General features: G+C 68.3%; 26 protein-coding genes. 10 read left to right on the top strand and 16 right to left on the bottom strand.

Features of this window, described 5'->3' with window-relative positions; translation table 11 throughout:
• Nucleotide 1: 1 nt before the first annotated feature.
• Nucleotides 2-1,018, bottom strand: a complete 1,017-nt coding sequence (locus GLO27_RS11180) for a LacI family DNA-binding transcriptional regulator (RefSeq protein WP_029259485.1) — start codon at nt 1,016-1,018, stop codon at nt 2-4.
• Nucleotides 1,019-1,130: 112 nt separating this feature from the next.
• Here GLO27_RS11180 and GLO27_RS11175 point away from each other — a divergent pair, with 112 nt between their 5' ends.
• The 3 genes from GLO27_RS11175 (at nt 1,131) to GLO27_RS11165 (ending at nt 4,338) form a co-directional block, all read left to right on the top strand.
• Nucleotides 1,131-2,549 (top strand): MFS transporter, encoded by a 1,419-nt coding sequence (locus GLO27_RS11175; RefSeq protein ID WP_167254937.1) that lies wholly within the window; start codon nt 1,131-1,133, stop codon nt 2,547-2,549.
• 360 nt (nt 2,550-2,909) lie between these two features.
• A complete protein-coding gene (locus GLO27_RS11170) occupies nt 2,910-3,614 on the top strand; it encodes a GntR family transcriptional regulator (protein WP_021201342.1) in 705 nt (234 codons plus the stop codon).
• On the top strand, nt 3,607-4,338 hold the full coding sequence (locus GLO27_RS11165; RefSeq protein WP_167254935.1) for a GntR family transcriptional regulator: 732 nt from the start codon (nt 3,607-3,609) through the stop codon (nt 4,336-4,338). Before GLO27_RS11170 ends, GLO27_RS11165 begins: the two co-directional genes overlap by 8 nt.
• Before the next feature lie 257 nt (nt 4,339-4,595).
• Here GLO27_RS11165 and GLO27_RS11160 read toward each other — a convergent pair whose 3' ends face one another.
• On the bottom strand, nt 4,596-5,564 hold the full coding sequence (locus GLO27_RS11160; RefSeq protein ID WP_031208151.1) for a GNAT family N-acetyltransferase: 969 nt from the start codon (nt 5,562-5,564) through the stop codon (nt 4,596-4,598).
• A 150-nt stretch (nt 5,565-5,714) separates the two neighbouring features.
• Between GLO27_RS11160 and GLO27_RS11155 the strand changes: the two genes are divergently transcribed.
• The gene (locus GLO27_RS11155) at nt 5,715-6,353 is read left to right on the top strand and encodes a hypothetical protein (protein WP_167254933.1); all 639 of its coding nucleotides are present in this window, start codon (nt 5,715-5,717) and stop codon (nt 6,351-6,353) included.
• 55 nt (nt 6,354-6,408) lie between these two features.
• On the opposite strand, the gene GLO27_RS11150 is transcribed toward GLO27_RS11155, so the two are convergent.
• From GLO27_RS11150 to GLO27_RS11130, 5 genes are all read right to left on the bottom strand, one after another.
• Nucleotides 6,409-6,711 carry a hypothetical protein gene (locus GLO27_RS11150; RefSeq protein WP_021201338.1) on the bottom strand — a complete coding sequence of 101 codons (303 nt, stop codon included), beginning with the start codon at nt 6,709-6,711 and terminating at the stop codon, nt 6,409-6,411.
• On the bottom strand, nt 6,708-6,974 hold the full coding sequence (locus tag GLO27_RS11145) for a hypothetical protein (protein WP_021201337.1): 267 nt from the start codon (nt 6,972-6,974) through the stop codon (nt 6,708-6,710). The genes GLO27_RS11150 and GLO27_RS11145 overlap by 4 nt, the downstream gene beginning before the upstream one ends.
• A 302-nt stretch (nt 6,975-7,276) precedes the next feature.
• Complete coding sequence (locus tag GLO27_RS11140; protein WP_021201336.1) at nt 7,277-8,080, bottom strand: SDR family oxidoreductase; 804 nt, start codon at nt 8,078-8,080, stop codon at nt 7,277-7,279.
• Nucleotides 8,077-8,577, bottom strand: a complete 501-nt coding sequence (locus GLO27_RS11135) for a MarR family winged helix-turn-helix transcriptional regulator (protein WP_021201335.1) — start codon at nt 8,575-8,577, stop codon at nt 8,077-8,079. Before GLO27_RS11135 ends, GLO27_RS11140 begins: the two co-directional genes overlap by 4 nt.
• 55 nt (nt 8,578-8,632) lie before the next feature.
• Nucleotides 8,633-9,226 (bottom strand): isochorismatase family protein, encoded by a 594-nt coding sequence (locus tag GLO27_RS11130; RefSeq protein WP_029259495.1) that lies wholly within the window; start codon nt 9,224-9,226, stop codon nt 8,633-8,635.
• A 114-nt stretch (nt 9,227-9,340) separates the two neighbouring features.
• Here GLO27_RS11130 and GLO27_RS11125 point away from each other — a divergent pair, with 114 nt between their 5' ends.
• A complete protein-coding gene (locus tag GLO27_RS11125; RefSeq protein ID WP_167254931.1) occupies nt 9,341-10,294 on the top strand; it encodes a helix-turn-helix domain-containing protein in 954 nt (317 codons plus the stop codon).
• Between the two features lie 84 nt (nt 10,295-10,378).
• On the opposite strand, the gene GLO27_RS11120 is transcribed toward GLO27_RS11125, so the two are convergent.
• The 5 genes from GLO27_RS11120 to GLO27_RS11100 form a co-directional block, all read right to left on the bottom strand.
• Nucleotides 10,379-11,806, bottom strand: coding sequence for an MFS transporter (locus GLO27_RS11120; RefSeq protein ID WP_167254929.1), 1,428 nt, complete (start codon nt 11,804-11,806; stop codon nt 10,379-10,381).
• Between the two features lie 177 nt (nt 11,807-11,983).
• Entirely contained in the window at nt 11,984-12,538 is a 555-nt protein-coding gene (locus tag GLO27_RS11115; protein ID WP_292777240.1) for a TlpA disulfide reductase family protein, read from the bottom strand.
• Nucleotides 12,531-13,562: a type I glyceraldehyde-3-phosphate dehydrogenase gene (gene gap, locus GLO27_RS11110; protein WP_021201330.1), complete on the bottom strand. Its 1,032-nt coding sequence runs from the start codon at nt 13,560-13,562 to the stop codon at nt 12,531-12,533. The genes GLO27_RS11115 and gap overlap by 8 nt, the downstream gene beginning before the upstream one ends.
• 114 nt (nt 13,563-13,676) lie before the next feature.
• The gene (locus tag GLO27_RS11105; protein WP_167254927.1) at nt 13,677-14,828 is read right to left on the bottom strand and encodes a calcium:proton antiporter; all 1,152 of its coding nucleotides are present in this window, start codon (nt 14,826-14,828) and stop codon (nt 13,677-13,679) included.
• 139 nt (nt 14,829-14,967) lie between these two features.
• The gene (locus GLO27_RS11100) at nt 14,968-15,252 is read right to left on the bottom strand and encodes a hypothetical protein (RefSeq protein WP_167254926.1); all 285 of its coding nucleotides are present in this window, start codon (nt 15,250-15,252) and stop codon (nt 14,968-14,970) included.
• Between the two features lie 317 nt (nt 15,253-15,569).
• Here GLO27_RS11100 and GLO27_RS20060 point away from each other — a divergent pair, with 317 nt between their 5' ends.
• Nucleotides 15,570-15,704, top strand: a complete 135-nt coding sequence (locus GLO27_RS20060) for a hypothetical protein (protein ID WP_279588000.1) — start codon at nt 15,570-15,572, stop codon at nt 15,702-15,704.
• A gap of 235 nt (nt 15,705-15,939) precedes the next feature.
• On the opposite strand, the gene GLO27_RS11095 is transcribed toward GLO27_RS20060, so the two are convergent.
• On the bottom strand, nt 15,940-16,764 hold the full coding sequence (locus GLO27_RS11095) for a shikimate 5-dehydrogenase (RefSeq protein ID WP_292777245.1): 825 nt from the start codon (nt 16,762-16,764) through the stop codon (nt 15,940-15,942).
• 520 nt (nt 16,765-17,284) lie between these two features.
• Between GLO27_RS11095 and GLO27_RS11090 the strand changes: the two genes are divergently transcribed.
• Nucleotides 17,285-17,491 (top strand): cold-shock protein, encoded by a 207-nt coding sequence (locus tag GLO27_RS11090; RefSeq protein WP_017203899.1) that lies wholly within the window; start codon nt 17,285-17,287, stop codon nt 17,489-17,491.
• A 92-nt stretch (nt 17,492-17,583) separates the two neighbouring features.
• Here the strand turns inward: GLO27_RS11090 and GLO27_RS11085 are convergent, their stop codons facing one another.
• Entirely contained in the window at nt 17,584-18,249 is a 666-nt protein-coding gene (locus GLO27_RS11085; RefSeq protein ID WP_029259501.1) for an HAD hydrolase-like protein, read from the bottom strand.
• Nucleotides 18,250-18,393: 144 nt separating this feature from the next.
• On the opposite strand from GLO27_RS11085, the gene GLO27_RS11080 reads away from it, so the two are divergent.
• Nucleotides 18,394-18,852 (top strand): response regulator, encoded by a 459-nt coding sequence (locus GLO27_RS11080; protein WP_167254924.1) that lies wholly within the window; start codon nt 18,394-18,396, stop codon nt 18,850-18,852.
• A gap of 11 nt (nt 18,853-18,863) precedes the next feature.
• On the opposite strand, the gene nucS is transcribed toward GLO27_RS11080, so the two are convergent.
• The gene (gene nucS / locus GLO27_RS11075) at nt 18,864-19,559 is read right to left on the bottom strand and encodes an endonuclease NucS (RefSeq protein ID WP_021200066.1); all 696 of its coding nucleotides are present in this window, start codon (nt 19,557-19,559) and stop codon (nt 18,864-18,866) included.
• Between the two features lie 56 nt (nt 19,560-19,615).
• On the bottom strand, nt 19,616-20,497 hold the full coding sequence (locus GLO27_RS11070) for a GAP family protein (protein ID WP_167254921.1): 882 nt from the start codon (nt 20,495-20,497) through the stop codon (nt 19,616-19,618).
• A gap of 116 nt (nt 20,498-20,613) precedes the next feature.
• Between GLO27_RS11070 and GLO27_RS11065 the strand changes: the two genes are divergently transcribed.
• Nucleotides 20,614-21,810: a histidine kinase gene (locus GLO27_RS11065; protein WP_167254920.1), complete on the top strand. Its 1,197-nt coding sequence runs from the start codon at nt 20,614-20,616 to the stop codon at nt 21,808-21,810.
• Nucleotides 21,807-22,454 carry a response regulator transcription factor gene (locus GLO27_RS11060; RefSeq protein ID WP_136024334.1) on the top strand — a complete coding sequence of 216 codons (648 nt, stop codon included), beginning with the start codon at nt 21,807-21,809 and terminating at the stop codon, nt 22,452-22,454. The genes GLO27_RS11065 and GLO27_RS11060 overlap by 4 nt, the downstream gene beginning before the upstream one ends.
• Nucleotides 22,455-22,475 lie beyond the last annotated feature (21 nt).

Below are 22,475 nucleotides of genomic sequence, written 5' to 3'. Positions count from 1 at the left end.
TTCAGCGCGGCGCGACGAGCGTCGTCGACTCGGCCACACGCAGACTCGGCGCGAGGCGGCTGAGCACGTACGGGGCCTCGGGATCGTCCATTCGACGCACCAGCGCCTCGGTCGCCTCCCGGGCGAGCTCGTCGAACGGCTGCACCACGGTCGTCAACCGCGGTTCGCATACGTCGGCGAGCATCGTGCCGTCGAAGCCGGTGACCTGCACATCGGAGGGCACGCTCTTTCCGGCGCGCTTCAGCGCGGCGATGGCCCCGGCTGCGACGAGGTCGTCGCCGGCGATGATCGCATCGGGAAGCGGGCCGCGCGCCAGCAGCTCCTCCGCAGCCCTCTCGCCGAAGGCGAGCAGGTACTCGCCGAAGATGTTCTGTTCGCGGGGCATCGATCGGCTGCGCACCGTGGCCTCGAACGCCGCTCGTCGTTCACGGCCCACGGAGGTGACGTCGTTGCCCGAGACGAGCACCACACGGTGTGCGCCCCGGGCGGTGACGTGCTCGACGGCGAGATCGATGCCGGCGTCGTTGTCGACACCCACGAAGTCGGCAGGAAGATCGAGCACGCGACGGTCGAGCTGCACGAGCGGAACCCTTCGCGCGGTGTCTGCGACGGCGTCGAACGAGAGCTCGGCGTCGGAGGGGACCACGAAGATGCCCTCGACGCGACGTTCGACCAGCATGCGGAGGCGGTCGCGTTCGCGGTCGACCTCGCCGTGGGAGTCCGCGATGACGAGATCGAAGCCGCGGCGCTGCAGATGGTCCTCGAGGCGGTGGATGAGCTCTCCGTAGAAGGGGTTGCTGATGACCGGGACCACGACGCCGATGGTGGCGCCGGTGCCGGCGCGCAGGCCGCGGCCGATGAGGTTCACCCGATAGCCGAGTCGCTCGGCCACCTCGGCCACATGCTCCGCGGTGCGACCGGACACCCGGTCCTTGCCGTTGAGGGCTCGCGAGACGGTCGCGATGGACACACCGGCGGCGGCTGCCACCTCGTGCAGCGTGACGGACGCCTTCTTCACCACGACTTCCCACCCTGACCGGTGCCGCCGTCGACACCATCAGTCCAAGATAGGGCGTGCGTAAAGGATTACGCACGCGAACAGCCAACGATTCGACACGAAGAAGTGAGCAATGACCAATCAAGTAGATGCGGTTCGCACCCGGACCAGCGTGGTGTCGCTGATGATCGCCCTCCTCGCCGCGTGCCTGGCCTTCCAGCTCAACGCCAGCATGCTGAGCCCCGCGCTGGTGACGATGGAGCGCGAGCTCGATGCGACGTCGACCGAGATCGCCGCGACGCAGACCGTCTTCTTCACGGCCGCCGCGCTGTTCACCCTGTTCCTCCCCCGCCTGGGTGACCTGATCGGGCGCCGACGCGTCCTGGTCGGAATGCTCGTGGTGATGGCGATCGGCTGCGTCGTCGCGGCGCTGGCCACCAACGTCCCGATGCTCTTCATCGGTCGCCTCATCCAAGGCGTCTCGGGGCCGGTCGTGCCTCTCTGCCTCATCATGCTGCGGGCGGCCGTCAAGGATCCGAAGGCGTACGGGACCCTCCTCGGTGTCGTCACGGCGGTCAACGGAGGGATCGCCGGTGGAGATGCTCTGCTCGGCGGATACCTGGCGACGAACCACGGCTTCGCCTCCGTCTTCTGGACGATGGCGGGTGTGGCGATCATCGCTGCGCTCACCGTGCGATACCTCGCCCCGGAGACGATGGCCGACGACCGCCCGCGTATGGACTGGTGGGGATCACTGCTGCTGGTCATCTCGGTGGGGTCGATGCTCGTCGCTCTCAACGAACTGGGCGCGCTCGCCGAGGCGAACCTGGTGCTCGTGATCGTTCTCGCGGTCGTCGCCGTCGTGGCGTTCACCTCTTTCTGGAAGCTCGAGGGCAGGATCGACGATCCGCTCGTCTCGACGGCCCAACTCAAGCAACGAGCCACCTGGGCGCTCAGCGCCACCTCGCTGCTCACCCTGTCGGGGATCTTCGCGATCATGAACGGAGTGGTCCCCGCCCTCGCGCAGGACACGGCGATGAACCTCGCGATGACTGCCGAGGAGGTCTCATTGTGGATCCTGATGCCCTACGCGCTCGCCGGCCTCCTGATGGGACCGCTCAGCGGCAGGCTCGCCGCCACCGTCGGGTACCGCACGATGCTGCGCATCGGGCTGGGCGGCACCGTCGCGGTGCTCGCGATCATGGTCGCCAATGTCGAGACCTCATCCCGGTTCGGCCTGCGCCTCCTCTCCATCGCGGTCGGCGTCACCTATGCCGGGATCGGCAACATCATGCTCAACGGCCTGGGTGTCGTGCTGTCGCCGAAGGACCGCCCTGGCTCGCTTCCCGGCCTGAACACGGGCGCCATCAACCTCGGGGCGGGACTGAGCTTCGTCGTCATCTACGCGGCGCAGACCTCGTTCGCCTCCGGAGCAGGCGATGCGACGGCGGGATACGTCGCGGCACTGATCACCGGGGCGGTGGTGCTGGTCGGCGCCCTCGTCTTCTCGATGTTCATCCCCAAGCCCGTGACCGCCGAGCTGTCGCGCTAGTCCGCGTCACAGAGGGCCCCTCGCCCGCCCCGGGCGGGGATCCTCGTCATCGAACACTCGGGAAACATCCGTCCGTAGTACGACGCCGCCGCTACCTTCGGCCGATGCTTCCCCGTGCCGTCCCGGCGACGATGGAAGTCCACCCTCCCCAGAGAAGACGTTCTGTGACCGCACGCACCCCAGACCCCCGTTTCGCTCTCGCTTTGGCCGCCGTCGGGCTCAGCACCTCGGCGCTCGCGCTCGCCGCGTGCGCTTCGGCTGCCTCCTCCGCGTCCCCCTCCACCGCCCCCGCCACGGGAGAAGATGCGCCAGCCCACCACGGCGGAGACAAATCGAAGGCTGCTGGTTAGTCTGGCCGGTATGACGGACGAGCCGAAGCCCTCGACGAAGGCCCGTCCTCGTACTCTGATCCGAGATCAGGTGTACGCGCGGTTGGCTCAGGAGATCGTGACCGGACGCCTGGCTCCGCTCGAGGAGATCCGCGATCAGGACCTGCAGGCCGAATACGGCGTCTCCCGCACACCGATCAGGGAGGCCCTCATCCGGCTCGCCGACGTGGGCCTGGTCGAGATGAGCTCGAACCGCTTCACGCGGGTGGCCCCCATCGATCTGCGGGCACAGGCGGATCGCGCCGAGGCCGCTGGCGCGCTGATCGCCTACGCAGCCGCGAAGGTGGTGCCCGCCCTCACCGACGCCCAGCTCGACTCCCTCGATGCCCGCGTGCAGGCGATCCTGGACTCCGACCTCACTCGCGGAGGGATGCCGGACGGGCTGCGGCTCTGGTTCGCCCTGTGGGTCGAGGTGATCGAACTCGCCGACAACGCGATCGTGACCGAGATCCTCGATCGCAACCTCGTGCTGCACCTGAGCCGCTCGGTACAGGATCGCCCTCTCCCCGAATGGCTCGGACAGCAGCAGCGCGTACTCGTGGAGCCGCTGCGGGTGGCGTTTCGAGCGCGAGACGGCGCGGCCGCACGGGATGCCGTCTTCGAGCTCTTCCGCGTCACCACGGTCGAGCCACTGCGGGCGGCGCTGACCGGCGAATGGCGGCATCCCGGTGAGTAGCCCGGAGTCGGAAAGGCGCGCGGGTGCTCCCTCGTTCCTGTCGGTCGAGATCCTCGACCTCGTCGATCGGAAGGAGCTGGACGCGCCGAGACCTGTGGCCACACGGCTGGAGTCGGTCGTCGAGGCACTGACCCGCAAGATGGAGACCGGCGAGCTGCCCCCGGGAGCCGCGTTGACGGTCTCGACGCTCGCGAAGGAGCTCGACGTCGCCACGAACACCGTGCGCGAGGCGATATCGATCCTGACGGTGCAGCATCTGGTCGAGGCTCGTGCGCACAAGTCGTCGGTGGTGGCGACCCCCACACGCGCGTGGCTCGCGGCCGTCGTCGCGGAATGCTCCGGGCTGTCGACTCTGGCCGCGACCCTGGGCATCGCGCGGGCGACCCCGAGCGAGCGCCGGGCGTTCCGGGTGGCCGCCGAGCAGGCGATCACGGCATGGCGGGCGCAATCCGTCGATCACCGGGTCGCGTCCGGCTTGACCTGGAACCTCTTCCAGATACTGGCGTCCTACTCGCGAAGCCAGTACCTCGAAGCGATGCACGCCGCCAAGCGTCCCGCCCTCGTGCTCGGGTTCACGCACCTCGGGCGCGAGCGCAACGCCGCGATGGTGACGGGCGCGGTCGCGGAGCTTCTCGAAGCGGTCGACGACGGGGCCGCGCACGAAGGGGCGGAGATCGTCGGCGACCTCTACGTCTACGTGCTCGATGACCTCATCCTGAACTGACCGCGCACCGATATTTCACTGGGCCGGTCGGAGAGTGGATACCGTTCAGTAGTCGCCTTCTGAGGGCGACCGCCCAGCATCCCTGGCTTCCCCGCCGTCACGGTGATCGTCCCCAAGATCACCATCGAGGGGTGCTGCGCCTCGTTCGTTGGCCGCCGTTCCCCACGGCGGCCGGCGGACGTCCATCCGGTGATGAAGAGTGTGAGCCGACCGCTGCCGGATCGTGAGGAGAGCGCGGCCGGCGATCGGGACGGCCGTCAGCCCAGCGGCCCCTCGAGAACGGTGAGCACGTCGACCTCCTCGAACCCGACCGACCTGTTGAGGGCGAGCATCGGCTCGTTCGTCAGCGCCGTGTACGTCTGCAGGAAACGCGAGCCGGCACTCTCCGGAACGCTCAGGAGTCGGCGGAGGTTGGCGACCTTCAGCGCACGCCCGATGCCGCGAGCTCGAACCCGCTCCTCGACGAAGGTGTCGTCCTGAAGGGCGATCGTCGGATCGGGCCGAGAGAGCAGGATCTCGGTGTAGCCGACGGAGTGCCCGTCGATGCGAGCGACGCTCCGCACCAGGGCATACCCCTGTTCGGACATGCGCTCCTCGTTCCGGCGGACGGCCGCGACATCGACGGGCGCGGCAGTGCGTGTCAGGTCGCCCATCGGCACGTCGTCCGACATGTGCGCGCGCAGCCGAGCCCAGTCGTCGAGAAGCTCCTCCGGACAGGCGTCCACCCACGAGATGACCTCGACGTTCGACGGCGGGCCGGGGAAGCTGTCGAGGATGCCCTGCGGCAGCGGGAGATCGACCACCTGCCGGCTCTCGCGGACGCCGATCCGCATGCCCTCGGAACGTGCGAACGAGACGCCGGCATCGGAGTACGTCTCGGTGCGCATCACCGTGGCGGTGCCGCGCAGGGTGTTCCGCACGGCGTGGAGCAGCGCACGGGCGACTCCGCGTCGACGGAACGCATCGAGAACGGCGATCTCGACGTCTGCCGGCTCGCCAGGGTGCGCGTGCGCCTCGGCCGCGCCGACCGGCACTCCGTCGATCTCCGCGAGCAGCAGCACCGAGCTGCGGGTGGGATGCGGGTTCTGGAACTGCAGGCGCGTGGCCTCGTCGCTGCGGGACCACGCCTTCTGACGGCCGAAGGCGCACCCGTCGCGGAGGATGCCGTTCCACCGCAGCAAGAGGGTGACGTTCTGCGGATCGACGGGTTCGACGCGGATGCTCATCGCGGTCACGACGCTTTCGGGGGTTCGACGACGGGCGGGTGCATGACCAGGGTGCCATGCCAGGGAGGCGTTCATCCCTTTTCGCGCTGTCGCGGAGCCTCTGAGAGAGTGGAGGCAGGACCTGCCCTGAACGATGACGAGCGGTGAGCGATGAGTGGACCTGAATCCCCGATGGTCGCGGTCGAGGGCGCATCGACGCGGTGGTCGCCATGGTGGCTGGCCTCCGGAGTGCTCTTCATCGTCTCGGCGCTGCTGGCCGCGTTCCGCAGTCTCCCCGGGTCGCTCGAGGGGAATGCTCTCGTCGGCATCTCGACGGCGGCGACCGTCGCCTTCAGCCTCGCGCTCGCCGCGGCCGGGGTCGGAGCTGAACGTCGTGACGGCACCCTGCGGCTGCCGAGGTCCGCGGTCATCTCCCTCTTTCTCCTGGCGGTCTGGCTGCCCGTCGGTCCCCCGTCGCTGGCGGCGTCGTTCGACATCACGTCGGCTGCACCGATCTACGTGAACGCCCTCGTGGAGTTGGGGCTCAGCGGAACGATCGTGGCAGGTGTCCTCCGCAGTCCACTCGCGAAGCCCTGGAACGCGGTCCCCGCGGGCGCGCTCGCCGCGGTGATCCTGGGGTCGTTGATCGAGGTCGCCGTGATGTCCGGCAGCGTGACCGATCAGAATGCGATGATCCTCATCTCCCACGTGCTGACGCTGACACGAATCCTCGCCACCGGAGCGATGGGAGCCGTGGCCATCCAGGCCGCGCGCTCGCGGAGGCGATCGGTGGTCGTGTTCGGGGATTGACCCTCGTTCTGCGCATGTCGGTCGCCCCGCTCCCGCCGGGCGACCGACGCTCCCGTCAGGCGGCCGACACGTATCCGTTCGAGGAGTCGTCCTCGACGAGGACGTACGCGAGCAGGCCGTCCGTCTGCGGTCGTGTCCGCCGCCACACTCGCTCGTGTCCACCGGTGGCGTAGTCGAGCACGATCCATTCGGGAGCGTGCGGATCGCGCCGTCCGACCACGTATGACGTGCTACCGAGGCCGACGGATCCGAGCTGGGCGACGAACTGATCGTCGTCGAGGGAGGCGGGCGGTGTACGGCAGAGCTCGGTCGAGCGGATGTGCATGGTCTGCGCGGCCTGCGCGGCTCGCCGTCTCATGCGAGGTCACCGGCTCGGACGCCCAGCTCGCTGGTGTCGCGGAGACCGTGCGCGTCGAGGTAGGCGCGGATGGTGTCGTGGACGATGCGGATCTGCGCCTCGTTGCCCATGGCGGCCTGCATCGTCCCCATCGTGGGTGCCGGCTTGCCGTTCACGCGGTCGAGCGCCTCCCAGACGATGTCCTCGCGGGAGCCGCGGCCCATCGAATGCGGCATCGAACTGAACACCGGGTTCGGTTTCCAACCGGTTCGGTTCTCCTCCATCAGTGATTCCTCTCCTGTGTCTCCTGGCGCCGTCGAACGCGGGTGCATCCGTTCTTGCGCGTGGGCGCGCCGAACACCCCCTGGGGCCAGAGACCCCCGACGGACGGCGCGCTGCCCTGCGGCCAGGAGCCTTCCCGCAGAGCTGTCGGATGCCGACGGAGGGAAGGACGATCTGGCCGTCCGGTTCCCTACGACAGTAACACTTATTTTTAGTCATTCAAAATAAGGAGGTGGTCCGAGTGGGTCGGAAGCGCCGAGAAGGCCCGATCCACGGGGGACCGGGCCTTCTCGCGGGGTGGGTGTCAGGCGCGCGGAGCGTCGTTCCAGGACCAGATGTCGTCGCCGCGCAGCACGGCGTCGGCACCGCCGTCGCAATAGATGGTCTGACCTGCCATATGGGTGTTGGCCGGGCTGGTCAGCCACACCAGCAGCTCGGCGATCGACGATGCGGGCTGGTGGTAGTTGAGGGGCATCGGCACGGCGGCGTCGACCTGTGCCAGGCCCTCAGGGCTCGCCAGCAATCCGGCGGTCATGGCCGTGGTGACCGTGCCGGGCGCGACGGCGTTGAGGGGGATCCCCGCACCGGCCCAGGCGTCGGAGACCGACGCGCGTCGCACCCAGCGCGAGAGGGCGCGCTTGCTCGAGGAGTAGTTGAGGAACCCTCCCTCAGCCGTGGCGGCGAGCTGATCGCCGATCTCGAGGGCGAGGGGCTCGTCGCCGCTCAGTGCCGCGTCGACGAGCTCGGCCGAGACGGGCTGCAGCGATGCCATCGACGACACCACGGCGGCGCGCGGCTGGTCCGCCAGGCTCAGGTTCGGCAGCAGCGCGGTGAGGAACTCGGTCACACCGAAGTAGTTGATCGCCATGGTCTTGGCGATCGGCGCCGCGATCCCCGCGCACGCGATGATCGCGTCGATGCCTCCGTCGGCGGTGGCGAGCACGGCGTCAGCGGCGGCCGCGCGGCCTTCGGGAGTCGAGAGGTCGCCTGTGACCTCCACGCCGGCGAGGTCGACACCGATCACGGTGTGTCCGTGCGCGCGAAGCAGCTCGGCGGTCGCGGCGCCGATGCCGGATGCGGCGCCGGTGACGACATAGGTGCGGGTCATGATTCCTCCTGGGGTGATGAGACGGCATCGGACGGCGACCGCGATACGGTCGCCTGCGTCGCCCCTGGTAGGGCGGCGACGAAACGGCTGAGGTGAGCCTGGAACTGGGCGATCTCCTGTGTCGACCAGCCGGCGAGGGCGCCGCCGACCATCTGCTGCCCGGCGGCGACGAGTCGTCCGTAGGCTTCGCGGCCCGCGTCCGTCAGGCGCACATCGACCGTGCGGCCGGAGCGGACCCGGTCGAAGAAGCCCTGCGCCGACATCCGCGAGACCAGCTTCGACGTCGTCGGGCGCGACAACGCGGCTCGATCGGCCAGCTGACTGAACCCCAGGGAGCCGCCGCTCATGCCGACCAGGTACAGGCTGCGCACCTCTGCGGCATCGAGGGATCTGTCGACGCTCTCGGCGACCTCTACCTGCAGCTCGCTCTGCGTCCACTCCGCGACGACGCCGACCAGCGCCTCACGGATGTCTTCGATCCTGCCCTCGATCGCCACAAGCTCATCATATCAGCTCAGTTGCGTGAGGCAACTGTAAAAGGAGGGTTGTCCGTCAAGAGAGGTCGGCCGCCGTCGCGACGACCGTGGCGTACAGATCGGCGATGCCGGCGAGGGCTGCGCGGTGCAGCTGCGCGGCCGACACGTCGCCGACGACCGAGGGGAGGCTTCGCGTCGCGGTGGCGGCAGCGACCACCGTCGGACGGTTTCCGCGGAGGAAGGCGCCCTCGGTCGTGTAGGTGACGCACATGTGCGTCATGAACCCGGCGATCACGACATCGTCGTGGCCCGCGGCGTCGATGAGGTCTCCGAGCTCGGTGCCGACGAAGGAGTTCGGAGCGGTCTTCACGACGACCGCCTCCCCGTCGGTCGGAGCGACACGTTCGTGGATCGCGCCGATGTCCTCGCGGATGTCGTACGCCGAGCCGACCCCGCCGTCGTGCTGCACGTGGATCACGGTCGCACCGGCGCTGCGGGCCCGCATGAGGAGGTCGGCCGCGGCGTCGAGGGCGGCGTCCCACCCGTCGAGCTCCATCTCTCCGCGGGTGTAGGTGTTCTGGAAGTCGACGAGGATGACGGTCGAGGCCGCGAGGGCGGCAGGGGCGTCGACGATGCCGCTCAGGGCGCGGAGTGTGGATGACGTGGTCATGAGGTGTCCTCTCTCGGGTCGTCTGTAGTCTTGTTGACCCGAACGACTCTGAACAGCCGGATTCGGGTCAGCCGTCGCCGTGATCGGCTCGCCCTAAGGATGGAGGGACGCGCAATGAGCGCACCGCGTGTGACCGTGATCGCCGTCGACGGCATCAGCCCCTTCCACCTGTCCGTTCCGTCCCTCGTGTGGGGAGGCGAGACGCCCGTCGGCGAGATCGATCCATGGCCCATCCGCGTCGCGGCGCTGCGCGCGGGCACGCTCCGCACCTCCGCCGACTTCGACATCGACGTGCGACACGGGCTCGAAGCGGTTCGCGGTGCCGACGTCGTCGTGGTGCCGTGGTGGGGCGAGCCCGACCGGGCGGCGTCGGATGAGCTGTCGAACGCGCTGCGGGACGCGCACGACGAGGGAGCCGAACTGGTCGGACTCTGCCTCGGCGCTTTTCCCCTCGCCGACAGCGGCGTGTTGGAGGGTCGCACCGCGACCACGCACTGGAAGTGGGCCGACGTGTTCCGGCACAGGTTCCCCCGCGTCGCGCTCGAACCGGACGAGCTGTACATCGACGAGGGGCAGATCGTCACGGGAGCAGGCGCCACGGCCGGGATCGACGCCTGCTTGCACCTCCTCGCCCGCCGAGAGGGCCAGCTCGTCGCGAACCGGGTCGCCCGGAGGATCGTCGCACCGCCCCATCGCTCCGGTGGACAGGCGCAGTTCATCGAGCGGCCGGTTCCGGACGCGGGAGGAGCCCCGATCGCCGAGGCGATGCGATGGAGTGCCGCGAACCTCGATGCCGATCTGTCCATCGACGTCCTCGCCGCTCGAGCCCATCTCAGCCGGAGTTCGTTCACCCGGGCATTTCGGGCGCAGACGGGGTCGACGGTGGCGAAGTGGGTGCTCGCGCAGCGGCTGGCGGCGGCTCGGGAGCTGCTCGAGGCCACGTCGCTCCCGGTCGACACGGTCGCATCGACGACCGGGTTCGGCGGGGCCGCGCTCTTCCGCCAGCACTTCGGTCGTGCATTCGGTGCGACTCCGAGCCAGTATCGGTCGGCGTTCCGAACCACCTGAGTGGATGCACGCCGCCCCGCGGAGGCAGGGGGCGGATCATCCTCCCCCTGCGCCCGCGGGGCGCTGTCGGTGTCGGGGCCGATGTCACACGGAGACGGACTCCTCGGACGCCTCGCTCCGTGCCCGCGGCTTCGTCATCCAGATCGCGGTGACGATCGCGCCGACAAGGGCGAGGATCGCCGCGCCCAGGAAGGCGGCGGAGTACCCGCGCGTCAGGTCGGCCGCCGTCGGAGCGGTGCCCGAGATGCCGTAGACGATCGCGGTGAGGACGGCGAGCCCGAGGGCCGATCCGATCTGGTAGCTCGTGCTCACGAGTCCGGAGGCGACGCCCGTCTCCATCGGAGGTGCGGCGTTGATCGCGGTGCCCAGCGACGGGACGAAGGCGAGCGACATCCCGAGCGCGGCGAGGAGCGACGCCGGCAGCACGTCCGCGGCGTAGTCGCCGTCCGGGCGGACGAACGACAGCCAGAGCAGGCCGCCGGCGAGGATCAGCAGGCCGCTGACGATCATCGACCTGGCTCCGAACCGCGCAAGGAGGCGAGGGGCGAGGGCGACCATCACCAGGACGACCAGGCCCGTCATCGGCAGCAGTGCGGCACCCGCGGCGAATGCGCTCGCCCCGAGGACCTGCTGCAGGTAGAGGTTCAGGAAGAACCACATCGACACCCAAGCCGCTCCGAGGAGCAGCTGGGCGCTGTTGGCCGCGGCCAACAGCGGTGCACGCAGCAGCCCGAGGCGCAGCAGGGGGTTCCGGCTGCGTGCTTGGATCACGAAGAAGATCGCGAGCAGGACGATTCCGGCGCCCGCGAAGGTCAGGGTCGACCAGGTGAGCCATCCGACCTCGGGGGCATTGACGACGCCGTAGACGACGGCAGCGAGACCGAGGGTGACGGTGAGAGCACCGGCCACGTCGATCGATCCGGCGGCTGTGCGGACGGTGCGAGGGAGGGTGGATGCCGTGAAGGCGAGCACGAACAGCGCGATCGGCACCGTCACGTAGAACACCCACGGCCAGCTCGCGTACTCGGTCAGCACTCCGCCGAGGAAGACACCAGCCGTGCCGCCGATGGGGGCGGCGGCGCCGTACACCGCGAACGCCTTGGGAAGGTCGGAGGTGCCGCCGAACAGCATCATGAGCAGGGTGAGCGCGGCGGGAGCGATCAGAGCGGACCCGGCACCCTGAATGGCACGACCGGCGATCTCAAGCCCGACGTCGGTGGCGGCGCCGGCGAGGAGCGAGCCGATGATGAGGACGATCCACCCGCTCACGAAGATCTTCCTCGCGCCGAACGCGTCGGCCAGGCGTCCGCCGAGCAGCAGCAGACCGCCGAACGCCACGACGTAGGCGTTGAACACCCACGACAGTGATTCCGGAGTGAAGCCCAGGTCGCGCTGGATATCGGGCAGAGCCACTCCGATGATCGAGGTGTCCATGATGACGACGAACTGCGCCGTGGCGATGAGGACGAGCCCGAGCCAGCGCTGGGCTCGGGAGATGGGCGGGCGGGACATGGGTTCCTCCTGAGGGTGCGTGCCGGTGGGTCCGGTCAGAGATCACCATATACCTATAGGGGGTATGGGTATTCAAAATGTCGAAAAGAGGTCCGTTCGCGTCGAGACCTGACGAAAGGCCCGGCCTCCAGGGGCCGGGCCTTCACAGAGTCCTGCGTGCCGGTCGTCCGTCGAGACTCAGGTGCACACGCCGTCGATGCTGCACGCCTCGCCGGCCTCCGACATCGAGGCGGAGACCGACGTCATCGACGGTGTGGTCGGTTCGGCGAGAAGACGCCCGAGGTAAGTGCCGAGGGCCAGTTCATCGACCGCGCCGAATGCGATCTGACGTACGCGCCCCTCCCGGTCGACGATGATCGTCGACGGCGTTCCCCGGAGTCCGTATCTGTGCATGGTCGCCGGAATCGCCTGACCGTCGAGCGGCCGATCGATCGCCACCGGGAACTCGATCCGGTATTCCGACAGGAAGGCCTCGAGCGCCTCGCGGCCCATCACGGCGTGATGCTCGAACACCGTGTGCAACCCGAGCACGACGAGCTCGCGGGAGTCGAACATGCCGTGGAGACGCTGGGCAAGCGGGAGGCCGTGGCTCACGCATCCGGGGCAGAGCATCTGGAACGCTTCGACGACCACGACGCGTCCGCGGAGCGATTCCGGGCTGATCGGGGCACTGTTCACCCAATCCGAGACGTCGAGCGCGAAGGCGTCGGCCCCGAGCAGCGGCTCAGGCACGGGCTTCCTCCTCACGCTCGGGCAGCCGCGCTGCGACGTACTCGGTGAGGTCTGCCAGGCGGTTCGAGTAGCCCCACTCGTTGTCGTACCAGGCCGAGACCTTCACCTGGTCGCCGATCACACGGATCAATCCCGCGTCGAGGATCGAGGAGTGCGGATCGGCGACGATGTCGGCGGAGACGATCTCGTCCTCGGTGTAGCGGAGGATCCCCTTGAGCGGCCCTTCCGCCGCGGCGCGGTAGGCGGCCTTCACCTCTTCCACGGTCACGGGGCGCGATGCGGTGACGGTGAGGTCGGTGATGGATCCGGTGAGCACCGGCACGCGCAGCGCGAATCCGTCGAGCTTCCCGTCGAGTTCGGGGATGACGCGTCCGATAGCCTTGGCCGCACCCGTGCTCGTGGGGACGATGTTGACCCCCGCCGCCCGTGCGCGCCGGAGGTCGGAGTGCGGGCCGTCCTGCAGGTTCTGGTCGGCCGTGTACGCGTGCACCGTCGTCATCAGGCCGGCCTCGATCCCGAAGGCTTCGTGGAACACCTTGGCCACCGGGGCGAGGCAGTTCGTCGTGCAGGAGGCGTTCGAGATGATGTGGTGTCGCTCGGGGTCGTAGGTGTGCTCGTTCACGCCGAGCACGAACGTTCCGTCGTCTCCGGTCGCGGGCGCCGAGATGATCACCTTCCGCGCCCCGGCCTCGACGTGCTTCGCGGCGAGCTCCGCCTTGGTGAACAGCCCGGTCGACTCGATCACGATGTCGACGCCGAGGTCTGTCCAGGGAAGGCGGAGTGGATCGCGCTCCGAGAACACGCGGATCGCCTGACCGTTGACGAACAGGTGCGCGTCGTCGTGCTTCACGGGCCCCGGCAGGGTGCCGTTCGCCGCGTCGTACTTGAGCAGATGGGCGAGCGTGCGCGTGTCGGTGAGGTCGTTGACCGCGACCACCTCGAGATCCGAGTGCTTCGCGAGCAGGGCTCGGAAGTAGTTGCGCCCGATGCGCCCGAAGCCGTTGATGGCGATCTTCGTGGACATGATGCTCCCTCCTGTGCCGGATTCCGGCGGTGATTGACTTTGGCCTATGCCAAAAATATCACGCGAGAAGAGGGGTGGGGTCGGTGGGGGGTTCATCGCCCCACCGACCCAGGATCAGCTGAAGAGCACCACCAGGTAGGCCGCGAACGTCACCAGGTGCGCGGCGCCGTGCATGGCGGTCACCCGCTTCGCGGCGAACGTCGTCACCGACAGCAGCAGTGTCACGCCCAGCATCAGCAGGTTCGCCGGCGACTCCGCCAGAACGACGGTCTGACCGGTGAACATGCCGATGATCAGCACCGCAGGAATGGTCAGCCCCACGGTCGACACGAGGGCGCCGTGGCACAGGTTGTTCACGCGCTGGGCCTCGCCGCCGAGAGCAGCACGCACTGCGGTGATCGACTCCGGCAGGAAGACGATCCCCGCGATGAGCACGCCGGCGAGGGCGACCGGCGCTCCGAGGCGGCCCAGGCCGTCGTCGAGCAGCGCAGCCATGTCGTGCGACAGGAGAACGATGGGGATGACGGTGATCACGAGCAGCGCGAGGCGGACGAGGATCTCGGTGCGGTGCTCGGCCAGCACCTGGCGGATCCCCCCTGCGGCTTCCGTCTTTTCCTGATGCTGCGCGGTCTGGAGCAGGCGCGGGTCGACCTCGGTGAAGTCGCTCGCCTGCGCACCCATCTGCCGGTAGAGGAAGAAGGCGTAGAGCACGAGGGTGAGCACGATGATCGGGATCTCCTGCGCCGCCGTGTACGAGCCGTCCGTGCCGATGAGGGCGGGGAGGCCGAATGCGAGTGCGACGAGCACGACCAGCATCGACAGGTACGCCGAGGTGCCGGTGCGGTTGTGGGCCATGCCGCGATGGCGGAGGCCGCCGAGGAGGAGAGCGAGGCCGATGACGAGGTTGAGGATGATCATCGAGACGGCCATGACCGAGTCGCGGGCGATGGTCGCGTGCTCTCCCGGACCGAGCATGACCGCGGAGATCAGGATGACCTCGATCAGCACGATCGACAGGGTCAGGACGAGCGAGCCGTAGGGATCGCCGAGCCGGTGCGCGAGGGCCTCGGCCTGCTTCACGACACCGAACGCGCAGACGAGGATCACTGCGATGATCGCCCCGAGCGCGATGATGAGTACCGGGGTGGGCACGGGGGGTTCCAGCACCGGGTGGAGGAGGAGGAGAGCTGCGAAGGCCCCCCATCCCAGGATGACGCGGACGATGTCCGTGACGCTGATCAACTGCTTACGTTCCGTGCGTGACATCGCCGGACTCCTTCGAGCTGGGGCCGTCCCCGAGTGGTGACCACGACCGGGTCGTCCCGGTCGCAGCGCTTTCTCAGCGCACTGCATCTGATGGTACGCGGCGTTCGCGGCGGATGGCCGGCGATCGACGGCGGTGGCGTCACTCCGGAGCGGAGGAGCGGGAGAGCGCGTGAATGTACCGCTCGACGTCGCGGCGGAACGCCGATTCTCGATGTCGACGACGCTCGACGCAGACCCACTGCGCAGTAGCCCAGACGAGGAATCCCGCCGAGAGGAGGAGTTCCAGCCAGATCCCGCGCACGCCGACGGACAGTGCTGCCGCGCTGACCATGGAGAACGAGACGAAGCACAGCACGAGCGTGGCGCGTGCGGCCCGAGGTTCGCGGGATACGACCCAGAGGGGCCAGATGGACGAGTGATTCACGGGAGACTCCTGTCGGGGTCGTCCCCGGTCTGTCTCTCCGTCGGAGGTCGTCCTCCGTCGTTGTTCCGCTCCCAGAGTAGCAAACCCGTTCGCCTCGCCGCCTGCTCGGGTTCCTCCTCGGCGGATTCCCGGGGGGCGCCAGGGCTTGTCGCGGGCACCGTCGCAATGTGTCGCGCATGAGATATTTCACTGAATATTCCGAAAACGGCATGAGCCTGGCGACGAAGATTTTTCCCGTTCAGCGGGAAATTTGACTTCCCCTGGTTCCGGGCTATGGTCGGAGGTTACGCCAGCCACCGAAGGGGAAGCGAGTAACCATGTCCGGAAAGTCCATCCAGGGTCGCGACAGCAAGAAGGCGCCGCAGCTCTCGCTCAAGGAGAAGCGAGCTGCCAAGCGGGAGAAGAACACACCGGCCGAGTTCATCAAGCCCCGCAAGGGCGCGAAGGGCTGAGTCGGTTCGACCCGTGGGCGGGCACATCCGCGCTGCGCGAGATGCCCGCCCACCGGCCGAACGCGATCTGCCGAGCGTTCGAGCGTGGCATCGATCGTGCCCACGGCTCGGCCCCCACTCGGGAATGCGGCCTGCCGATGTGACAAGCTCCCACACATCGCTGATCGGCGCCGGAACGAAGATGGAGCGTGTGCCCGACAGCTCGTCGCTCCGGCTGCGTGCGGGAGGGCAGTCGTCAGGCGTTTCCGGCTCGCATGAACTCCTCCGCCGCGCGCACCTGCTCCGCCGACGGACGGATGCCCGTGTAGAGCATGAACTGCTCCAGTGCCTGCAGGGTCGCGACCTCGGCCCCCGTGATCACCGTCTTGCCAGCCCTGCGAGCCGCAGCGATGAGAGGTGTCTCCGCGGGGAGGGCCACCACGTCGAAGACGACGGATGCCGCCCCGATCGCCTCTTCCGAAAACGAGAGCGTGTGCTCTTCCGCGCCCCCGGCCATGCCGATCGGCGTGACATTGACCAGGATGTCGGCCCTGGCGTCGTCGAGCCCAGCGGTCCAGGCGAAGTCGTACAAGTCGGCAAGGGGGCGCCCGTTCGCCTCATTCCTCGCGACGATCGTCACCCGCGTGAAGCCGGCGTCGCGGAACGCGGCGGCCGTGGCCTTCGCCATGCCTCCCGATCCGCGCAGCAGCACCGAGGCCGTGCGATCGAGGGCTCCGCGTGCGATGAGCTGCGCGATCGCGGAGTAGTCGGTGTTGTAGGCCGTGAGCACGCCGTCGTTGTTGACGATCGTGTTGACGGAGTCGATGGCGCTCGCCGAGGGATCCATCCGGTCGACGAGCGCGATGACCTCTTCCTTGTACGGCATGGAGATCGCGCACCCACGGATGCCGAGACCCCGGACACCTGCGATGGCCTGCGCGAGGTCGGTCGGCGCGAACGCCTTGTAGATCCAGTTCAGGCCGAGCGCCTCGTAGAGATGATTGTGGAAGCGTGTTCCGTTGTTGCTCGGGCGCGCGGACAGCGAGATGCAGAGCGTCATGTCTTTGTTGAGCAGAGTCACCGGATCAGGCTACTCGCGCGCCGATGAAGGTCCGTGGCGAGAACGTGGATCCTCCCCTATGGTGAAGGTGCGTGCACATGGGGATCGATCGTCTACGTCTCTCCCCAGGAGACGGTGGCCCACCCCAGGGGCAGATGATCCGTGCATGCGATTGGGCCCTCTCGAGTAGTTCAGTCCCCAATGGGCTACTCGAGGGGGCCGCTGTCGTTCGTCTCGCAGAGAAGTTCAGATTTGTCCCCCAAAAGGGGGACAAGAACATCGAAAAGGGGCTAAGCTGTCTCTGACGCACCCTCCGGTCGTCTTCGGCCCTCATCGCTCCCCCCGCGGTGAGGGCCACACCATTTTCTGGGCGTTCTCGTGCGTCCGCTCCCGCGCTCGCGCCGATGACGGCCGGATGCCGCTCGTGCAACATTTGGATTACCTTCTTGCGGCGGCTATTCCGCTCAGGGCCTCCTCCACTAGCGTTAGCGATGTCGGGGCATCCCTGCGTCGGCTTCTTCACCAGCAGAACAGGCAGTACATGAGCACCCAGGGCACGGTTAAGTGGTTCAACTCGGAGAAGGGCTTCGGCTTCATCTCCCCCGACGACGGAGGCGCTGACGTCTTCGCGCACTACTCCGCCATCCAGTCATCCGGCTACCGGTCTCTCGAAGAGAACCAGCGAGTCGAGTTCGATGTGGCGCAGGGTCCGAAGGGCCTGCAGGCAGAGAACATTCGCCCCGTCTGAGACGGGCGAGACACCGAACTCCCCACCGGATCGCGTCCCCGATGCGTCATCCGGAGGGGAGTTCTGTGCTTTCTGAGCGATGATGAGGGCGATCAGGAGATCAGCAGCGCACGCAGCTCTTCGACCGAGGAGACACGGAACGCGGCCTCGTCGCCCTCGTGCGAATCACTGAACCCCCACTCGACGAAGATCACGGGAACGCCGTTGGCGTTGCCACCCTCGACGTCGTGGTGCCGGTCTCCGACCAGGACGGGACGCGAGGTGTCGGCGCCGAGCTCGCGCAGCCGACGAAGAGCCTCTGCCACGATGTCGGTCTTCGAGGCGAGGGTCGACTCGTCCGGGGTCGCCCCGACGGTCGTCAGGAATGCAGGGCGCAGACCGAAGTGGTCGACCAGTGCGTCGACCTGGTTCTCGGGCTTCGAGCTGGCCGTCGCCTGGGGCACTCCGGCGGCGTGCAGCTCGTGGATGAGGTCGACCACTCCCGGGTAGGTCGCGACGTCTGTGGTGTAGCCGTCGGCCTTGCCGAGGGTGCGGTAGAAGGCGACCGCCTCGGCGGACTGCTCCGGCGTCATGCCGGCCTGATCCTGGAAGGACTGGAACATGGGGGGACCGATCCAGTGCACCAGCTCTTCGCGGGTCGGCGCCGGTCGGCCGAAGTGGGTCAGCGCGACATTGAGCCGGCGGAGGATGCCGACGGACGCGTCGACGATGGTGCCGTCGACGTCCCACAGCACGCAGGAGTAGGGGGAGTGAGGCATCTCTCCAGCCTATGGGCCGGACGGAGGGTGTCCGCTCTTCCTGCACAGGTGTGCAACGCAAAAGCTTGTGCACACCTCATGTGGGCACCGTGTGTCCCCATATAAGGTCGTGACATCGGCGGATACGCGGGCGAGAATGGGGGCATGTACGTGTCGGTGGAAGTCATCACGATGCTGGCGACAGCAGTGACGCTCCTGGTGGCGATCATCAGCGGTTTCGGCTGGATGATCAACCGGATGGACGCGCGATTCGCGGCGCAGGATGCAAGGTTCGACGCGCGGTGCGATGCGATGGAGACGAAGTTCGATGCGCGGTGCGATGCGATGGAGACGAAGTTCGATGTCCGGTGCGATGCCCTGGACGCGAAAATCGATGTCCGGTGCGATGCGATGGAGACGAAGTTCGATGCCCGGTGCGATGCCCTGGACGCGAAAATCGATGTCCGGTGCGATGCCCAGGATGCGAGGTTCGATACCCGGTTCGACACGATGGAGACGAAGTCCGATGCGCGTTTCGATCGCGTCGAGCAGCAGATCTTCGAGGTGAAGATCGCGATCGCGCGCCTGGAGGGGCCGACACCCCGGCTCATCGCCGCGCGCTGAGAGGTGACGCCTCAGAACAGTCGGGGAATGCCCGACTCGATGCCCTTCATGTCGTCGTAGTCGAGCACCAGGCAGCGGATACCGCGATCCTCGGCGAGCACACGTGCCTGAGGCTTGATCTCCTGCGCGGCGAAGACGCCCTGCACGGGGGAGAGGTGCGGGTCGCGGCCCAGCAGTTCGAGATAGCGGGTCAGCTGCTCCACGCCGTCGATGTCGCCGCGGCGTTTGATCTCGACCGCGATCGCGGCGCCGTCGGCATCGCGCACCAGCAGATCGACGGGCCCGATGGCCGTCGGGTACTCGCGGCGTACGAGCGTCGCGCCCTCGGAGATGCGGTCCACCTGTTCGGCGAGCAGCCGCTGCAGGTCGGCCTCGACGCCGTCCTTCTGCAGCCCGGGGTCGATACCCAGCTCGTGGGAGGTGTCGTGGATGATCTCGTAGATCTGCACGCGCAGCGCATCACCGGTCTTCTTGTGGGTGACGCGCCAGACCTCGACGACGCCGGCGCTGGCTTCTTCCTCGCCGGGGGTCTCGCTCGAGAGCGAGCACGGCGGGCTCATCCAGTTCAGCGGCTTGTAGCTGCCGCCGTCGGAGTGCACGAGCAGACTCCCGTCTCCCTTGTGCACGAGCAGACGCGTGGCAAGCGGGAGATGGGCGTTGAGCCGACCGGTGTAGTCGACCGAGCAGCGGGCGATGACGAGACGCACCCGTCGAGCCTACTTCGTCGGGAGTGCTGCGCGGTCGCAGGCGGTGGGCGCGGCGGTCATCGGTCGAGGAACGACCCGAACGCCTGAAAGAGACCGAGTTCGGTAGCGGCGGAGCGGGCGATGAGGAATCCGATGATGCCGATGATCCAGGCGGTGTTCTCCGCGCCGGTGCGCTCCATCCAAGCCGCGAAGCGTTCGAGCGGCCGCTGCACCAGGGGAGCGGCGACCAGGCGCAGGACGAGCAGCACGACAGCGGGCAGGATCATCAGCGCGCAGTACCCGACGAGCGACAGCACACGCAGCGGAGTGTCGATCCCCGCATCCGCCAGCATCGTCATCGCGACGATGTACGGGAGCATGGTGGCGATCTCGACAAGCCCGGCGGCGATCGCGACGGCCATCACGGCGGTTCCGCGAGTGCGCGGGTCGAGCAGTCGCTCACGCCACCGGGTGATGCGACCGGGGCGCGGCGCGGCGTCTGTCGTCATTGCGGGAGTCGGAGGGGGTGGCGTCGTCATCGACGAGCTGTGCGCAGCCGACCTCGTCGGCATCCCCGTCCGCGCCGAGACCTGAGGGGTCGTGGGTCCCGACGTGGGGGTCGTCGACGTGGGCTTGGCGCGCTTGTCACCGGTCGGCATCACGAAGGCCGTGATGAGGAGCGCTCCTCCGACGAGCAGGCGGATGACCAGGCCGGCGGGCGAGGCCAGGAAGTCGGACGCCACGTCGACGAGATTCACCAGCCCCCAGAGGAAGAGGAGCCCGACGAGCAGGTAGAACGCGGCGATCGTCACCAGATACAGCAGGATGCGTCCGGCGCGCACCCGCCCCGGATGCAGGAGCAGGAAGACGGGGATGAGGAGAGTGCCGACGCTCAGCCCATCGATCAGCGCCAGGAGGGCGAGGGAGAGGGGAAGCGGCAGTCCGCCGAAGAGTTCCATGTCTCCACGTTCACGGAACGGGGGACGGCTGCGGATCGGGCGAAAGTAGCGTCTCCTTCGGCTCCCTCATCCCTTCGTCGGATGCGCGAGCGCGCGCGCCGTGGTTGCATGAAGGCATGCACGAGCAGGTCGAAGGCGGGTTCGGAGCCTGGTACCGCCGGCACCGCTGGTGGGCGGATCCGCTCGGGATGGCGATCCTCGCGGTCGTCATGGCGGGCTTCGGGTTCCGCGGCATCTGGGGTCCGTTCTCGATCCTCGAGACCTCCGTCTCGCCTTGGTGGGCACTGGCCCTCGCGCTTCCCGCGTGCGCGCTCGCCCTCGTCAAGCGGCGTATGCCCGTGACGGTCCTCGCGTTGGTCACGCTCCTCTTCGTGGTCGATCTGCTCACCGTCGGCGGCATCGGCACGCTCGTGGTGCTGCTGGATGTGTTGTGGACGGCGGCGTTCCTGGCGGGGCCGCAGGGGAGGCGGGTGCTGCTCTTCCTGCTGGGCGCTTCGACGATCATCTTCTTCCTCGCCGCCTGGTTCTTCACCGACGTGCCGTTCGCCGTGGCCTTCCTCATCGGCGTGCAGTTCGGCGCGATCTTCGGCACCGACTACTGGTGGGCGGTGGCGGTCTCCCAGGCCCACGAACTCGCCGAGCTGCATCGTCAGCGAGCGGAAGAGGCCGCCGCCGCCGCCGAGCGGGACCGCGTCGAAGCGGTGCAGCGTGAGCGCGAGACGATGGCGAGAGAGCTGCACGATGTCGTCGCCGGTCACGTGATGGCGATGGCGATCCGTGCCGAAGCGGCTTTGTCGTCCGCACCCGACCGTGCCAGGGATCGAGAAGCCCTGCAGGCTGTGCGCGACGCGGGACTCGATGCTCATGGTGCGCTGCGATCCATGATCTCGGTGCTCCGTCGCGGCGACGGGACTCTGGCTCCTGCACCCCGCTGGGCGGATCTCGGCGGAATCGTGCAGGAGGCGGAGCGGGCAGGGCTCGTCGTGCACCTCGTCGTCGATGACATCGAGGACATCGGTGCGGCACGCGAGCAGGCCGTCATCCGCATCGTGCGCGAGGCGCTGAACAACTGCATCCGCCATGCGAGCGGCGCCGTCGTCGACATCACGGTTCAGGAGCAGGACTCCGAGGTGCGGGTCGAGGTGCGCTCGCGTGGCGGTGCGCCCAGCCGCGCGGCTGCACACGGCGACGAAGGCTGGGGGCTGCAGATGCTCCGGGAACGCGTCGGCGCATTGGACGGCGTCTTCTCCGCGGGGCCGACCCCGGGCGGATGGGCGGTCGAGGGGCGCATCCCGATGGAGGTGCGGGCGTGACGGCGCCGACCGTGCTGCTGGCCGACGATCACAGCGCGATCAGGGCGGGCCTGCGCATCATGCTCGAGACACAGGGCATCACGGTGGTCGGAGAGGCCGCGGATGGTGAGGTCGCTGTCCGCAACGCCGCGGCACTGCGCCCCGACGTCGTGCTCATGGATGTGCGGATGCCGGGGCGCGACGGGATCTCGGCCACCAGAGAGATCGTCGAGCGCGGTCTCGGCGACGTCCTGGTCCTGACGAGCTTCGACGAGGACGACCTCGTGTTCGGGGCCATCCGCGCCGGGGCCGTCGGATTCCTGCTCAAGACGGTCGACGCCCCTACCCTCGGGCAGGCTGTCCGCGCGGTCGCCGCGGGCGACGGCGCTCTGGATCCGCGGGTGACGAGACGTGCGCTCGCCGCCGTCGCCGAGAACGCCGCGCTTCCCGTGCCGATGCCGGATGCGGGGAGGCTCGCGAATCTGACCGGCCGGGAGCAGGAGGTGCTCGAGGGGATCCTGCAGGGGTGGTCGAACGCTCAACTCGCCGCACGGCTGTGCATCTCGGTGCCGACGGTCAAGACTCATGTCTCGAATGTGCTCACCAAGCTCGGCGCGCGCAGCCGTTCACACGCGGCAGCGCTCGTCCGTGGTGGCGAGGACTGAACCTCACTCCGCCGCCGTGAT

The organism is Microbacterium sp. Be9 (assembly GCF_011754135.1).
In the GTDB taxonomy this organism is placed as follows: domain Bacteria; phylum Actinomycetota; class Actinomycetes; order Actinomycetales; family Microbacteriaceae; genus Microbacterium; species Microbacterium maritypicum_A.
This window is presented reverse-complemented; position numbering and strand designations above follow the sequence as displayed.

Excerpts from the sequence above, each read along its gene's own strand:
- GLO27_RS11155 (WP_167254933.1), top strand. The coding sequence starts at position 5,715 with ATGAGTGGACCTGAATCCCCGATGGTCGCGGTCGAGGGCGCATCGACG.
- GLO27_RS11105 (WP_167254927.1), bottom strand. The coding sequence starts at position 14,828 with ATGTCACGCACGGAACGTAAGCAGTTGATCAGCGTCACGGACATCGTC.
- GLO27_RS11090 (WP_017203899.1), top strand. The coding sequence starts at position 17,285 with ATGAGCACCCAGGGCACGGTTAAGTGGTTCAACTCGGAGAAGGGCTTC.
- GLO27_RS11125 (WP_167254931.1), top strand. The coding sequence starts at position 9,341 with ATGAGCGCACCGCGTGTGACCGTGATCGCCGTCGACGGCATCAGCCCC.
- gap (WP_021201330.1), bottom strand. The coding sequence starts at position 13,562 with ATGTCCACGAAGATCGCCATCAACGGCTTCGGGCGCATCGGGCGCAAC.
- GLO27_RS11080 (WP_167254924.1), top strand. The coding sequence starts at position 18,394 with ATGTACGTGTCGGTGGAAGTCATCACGATGCTGGCGACAGCAGTGACG.
- GLO27_RS11065 (WP_167254920.1), top strand. The coding sequence starts at position 20,614 with ATGCACGAGCAGGTCGAAGGCGGGTTCGGAGCCTGGTACCGCCGGCAC.
- GLO27_RS11130 (WP_029259495.1), bottom strand. The coding sequence starts at position 9,226 with ATGACCACGTCATCCACACTCCGCGCCCTGAGCGGCATCGTCGACGCC.
- GLO27_RS11145 (WP_021201337.1), bottom strand. The coding sequence starts at position 6,974 with ATGGAGGAGAACCGAACCGGTTGGAAACCGAACCCGGTGTTCAGTTCG.
- GLO27_RS11085 (WP_029259501.1), bottom strand. The coding sequence starts at position 18,249 with ATGCCTCACTCCCCCTACTCCTGCGTGCTGTGGGACGTCGACGGCACC.
- GLO27_RS11070 (WP_167254921.1), bottom strand. The coding sequence starts at position 20,497 with ATGGAACTCTTCGGCGGACTGCCGCTTCCCCTCTCCCTCGCCCTCCTG.
- GLO27_RS11160 (WP_031208151.1), bottom strand. The coding sequence starts at position 5,564 with ATGAGCATCCGCGTCGAACCCGTCGATCCGCAGAACGTCACCCTCTTG.
- GLO27_RS11170 (WP_021201342.1), top strand. The coding sequence starts at position 2,910 with ATGACGGACGAGCCGAAGCCCTCGACGAAGGCCCGTCCTCGTACTCTG.
- GLO27_RS11140 (WP_021201336.1), bottom strand. The coding sequence starts at position 8,080 with ATGACCCGCACCTATGTCGTCACCGGCGCCGCATCCGGCATCGGCGCC.
- GLO27_RS11150 (WP_021201338.1), bottom strand. The coding sequence starts at position 6,711 with ATGAGACGGCGAGCCGCGCAGGCCGCGCAGACCATGCACATCCGCTCG.
- GLO27_RS20060 (WP_279588000.1), top strand. The coding sequence starts at position 15,570 with ATGTCCGGAAAGTCCATCCAGGGTCGCGACAGCAAGAAGGCGCCGCAG.
- GLO27_RS11120 (WP_167254929.1), bottom strand. The coding sequence starts at position 11,806 with ATGTCCCGCCCGCCCATCTCCCGAGCCCAGCGCTGGCTCGGGCTCGTC.
- GLO27_RS11175 (WP_167254937.1), top strand. The coding sequence starts at position 1,131 with ATGACCAATCAAGTAGATGCGGTTCGCACCCGGACCAGCGTGGTGTCG.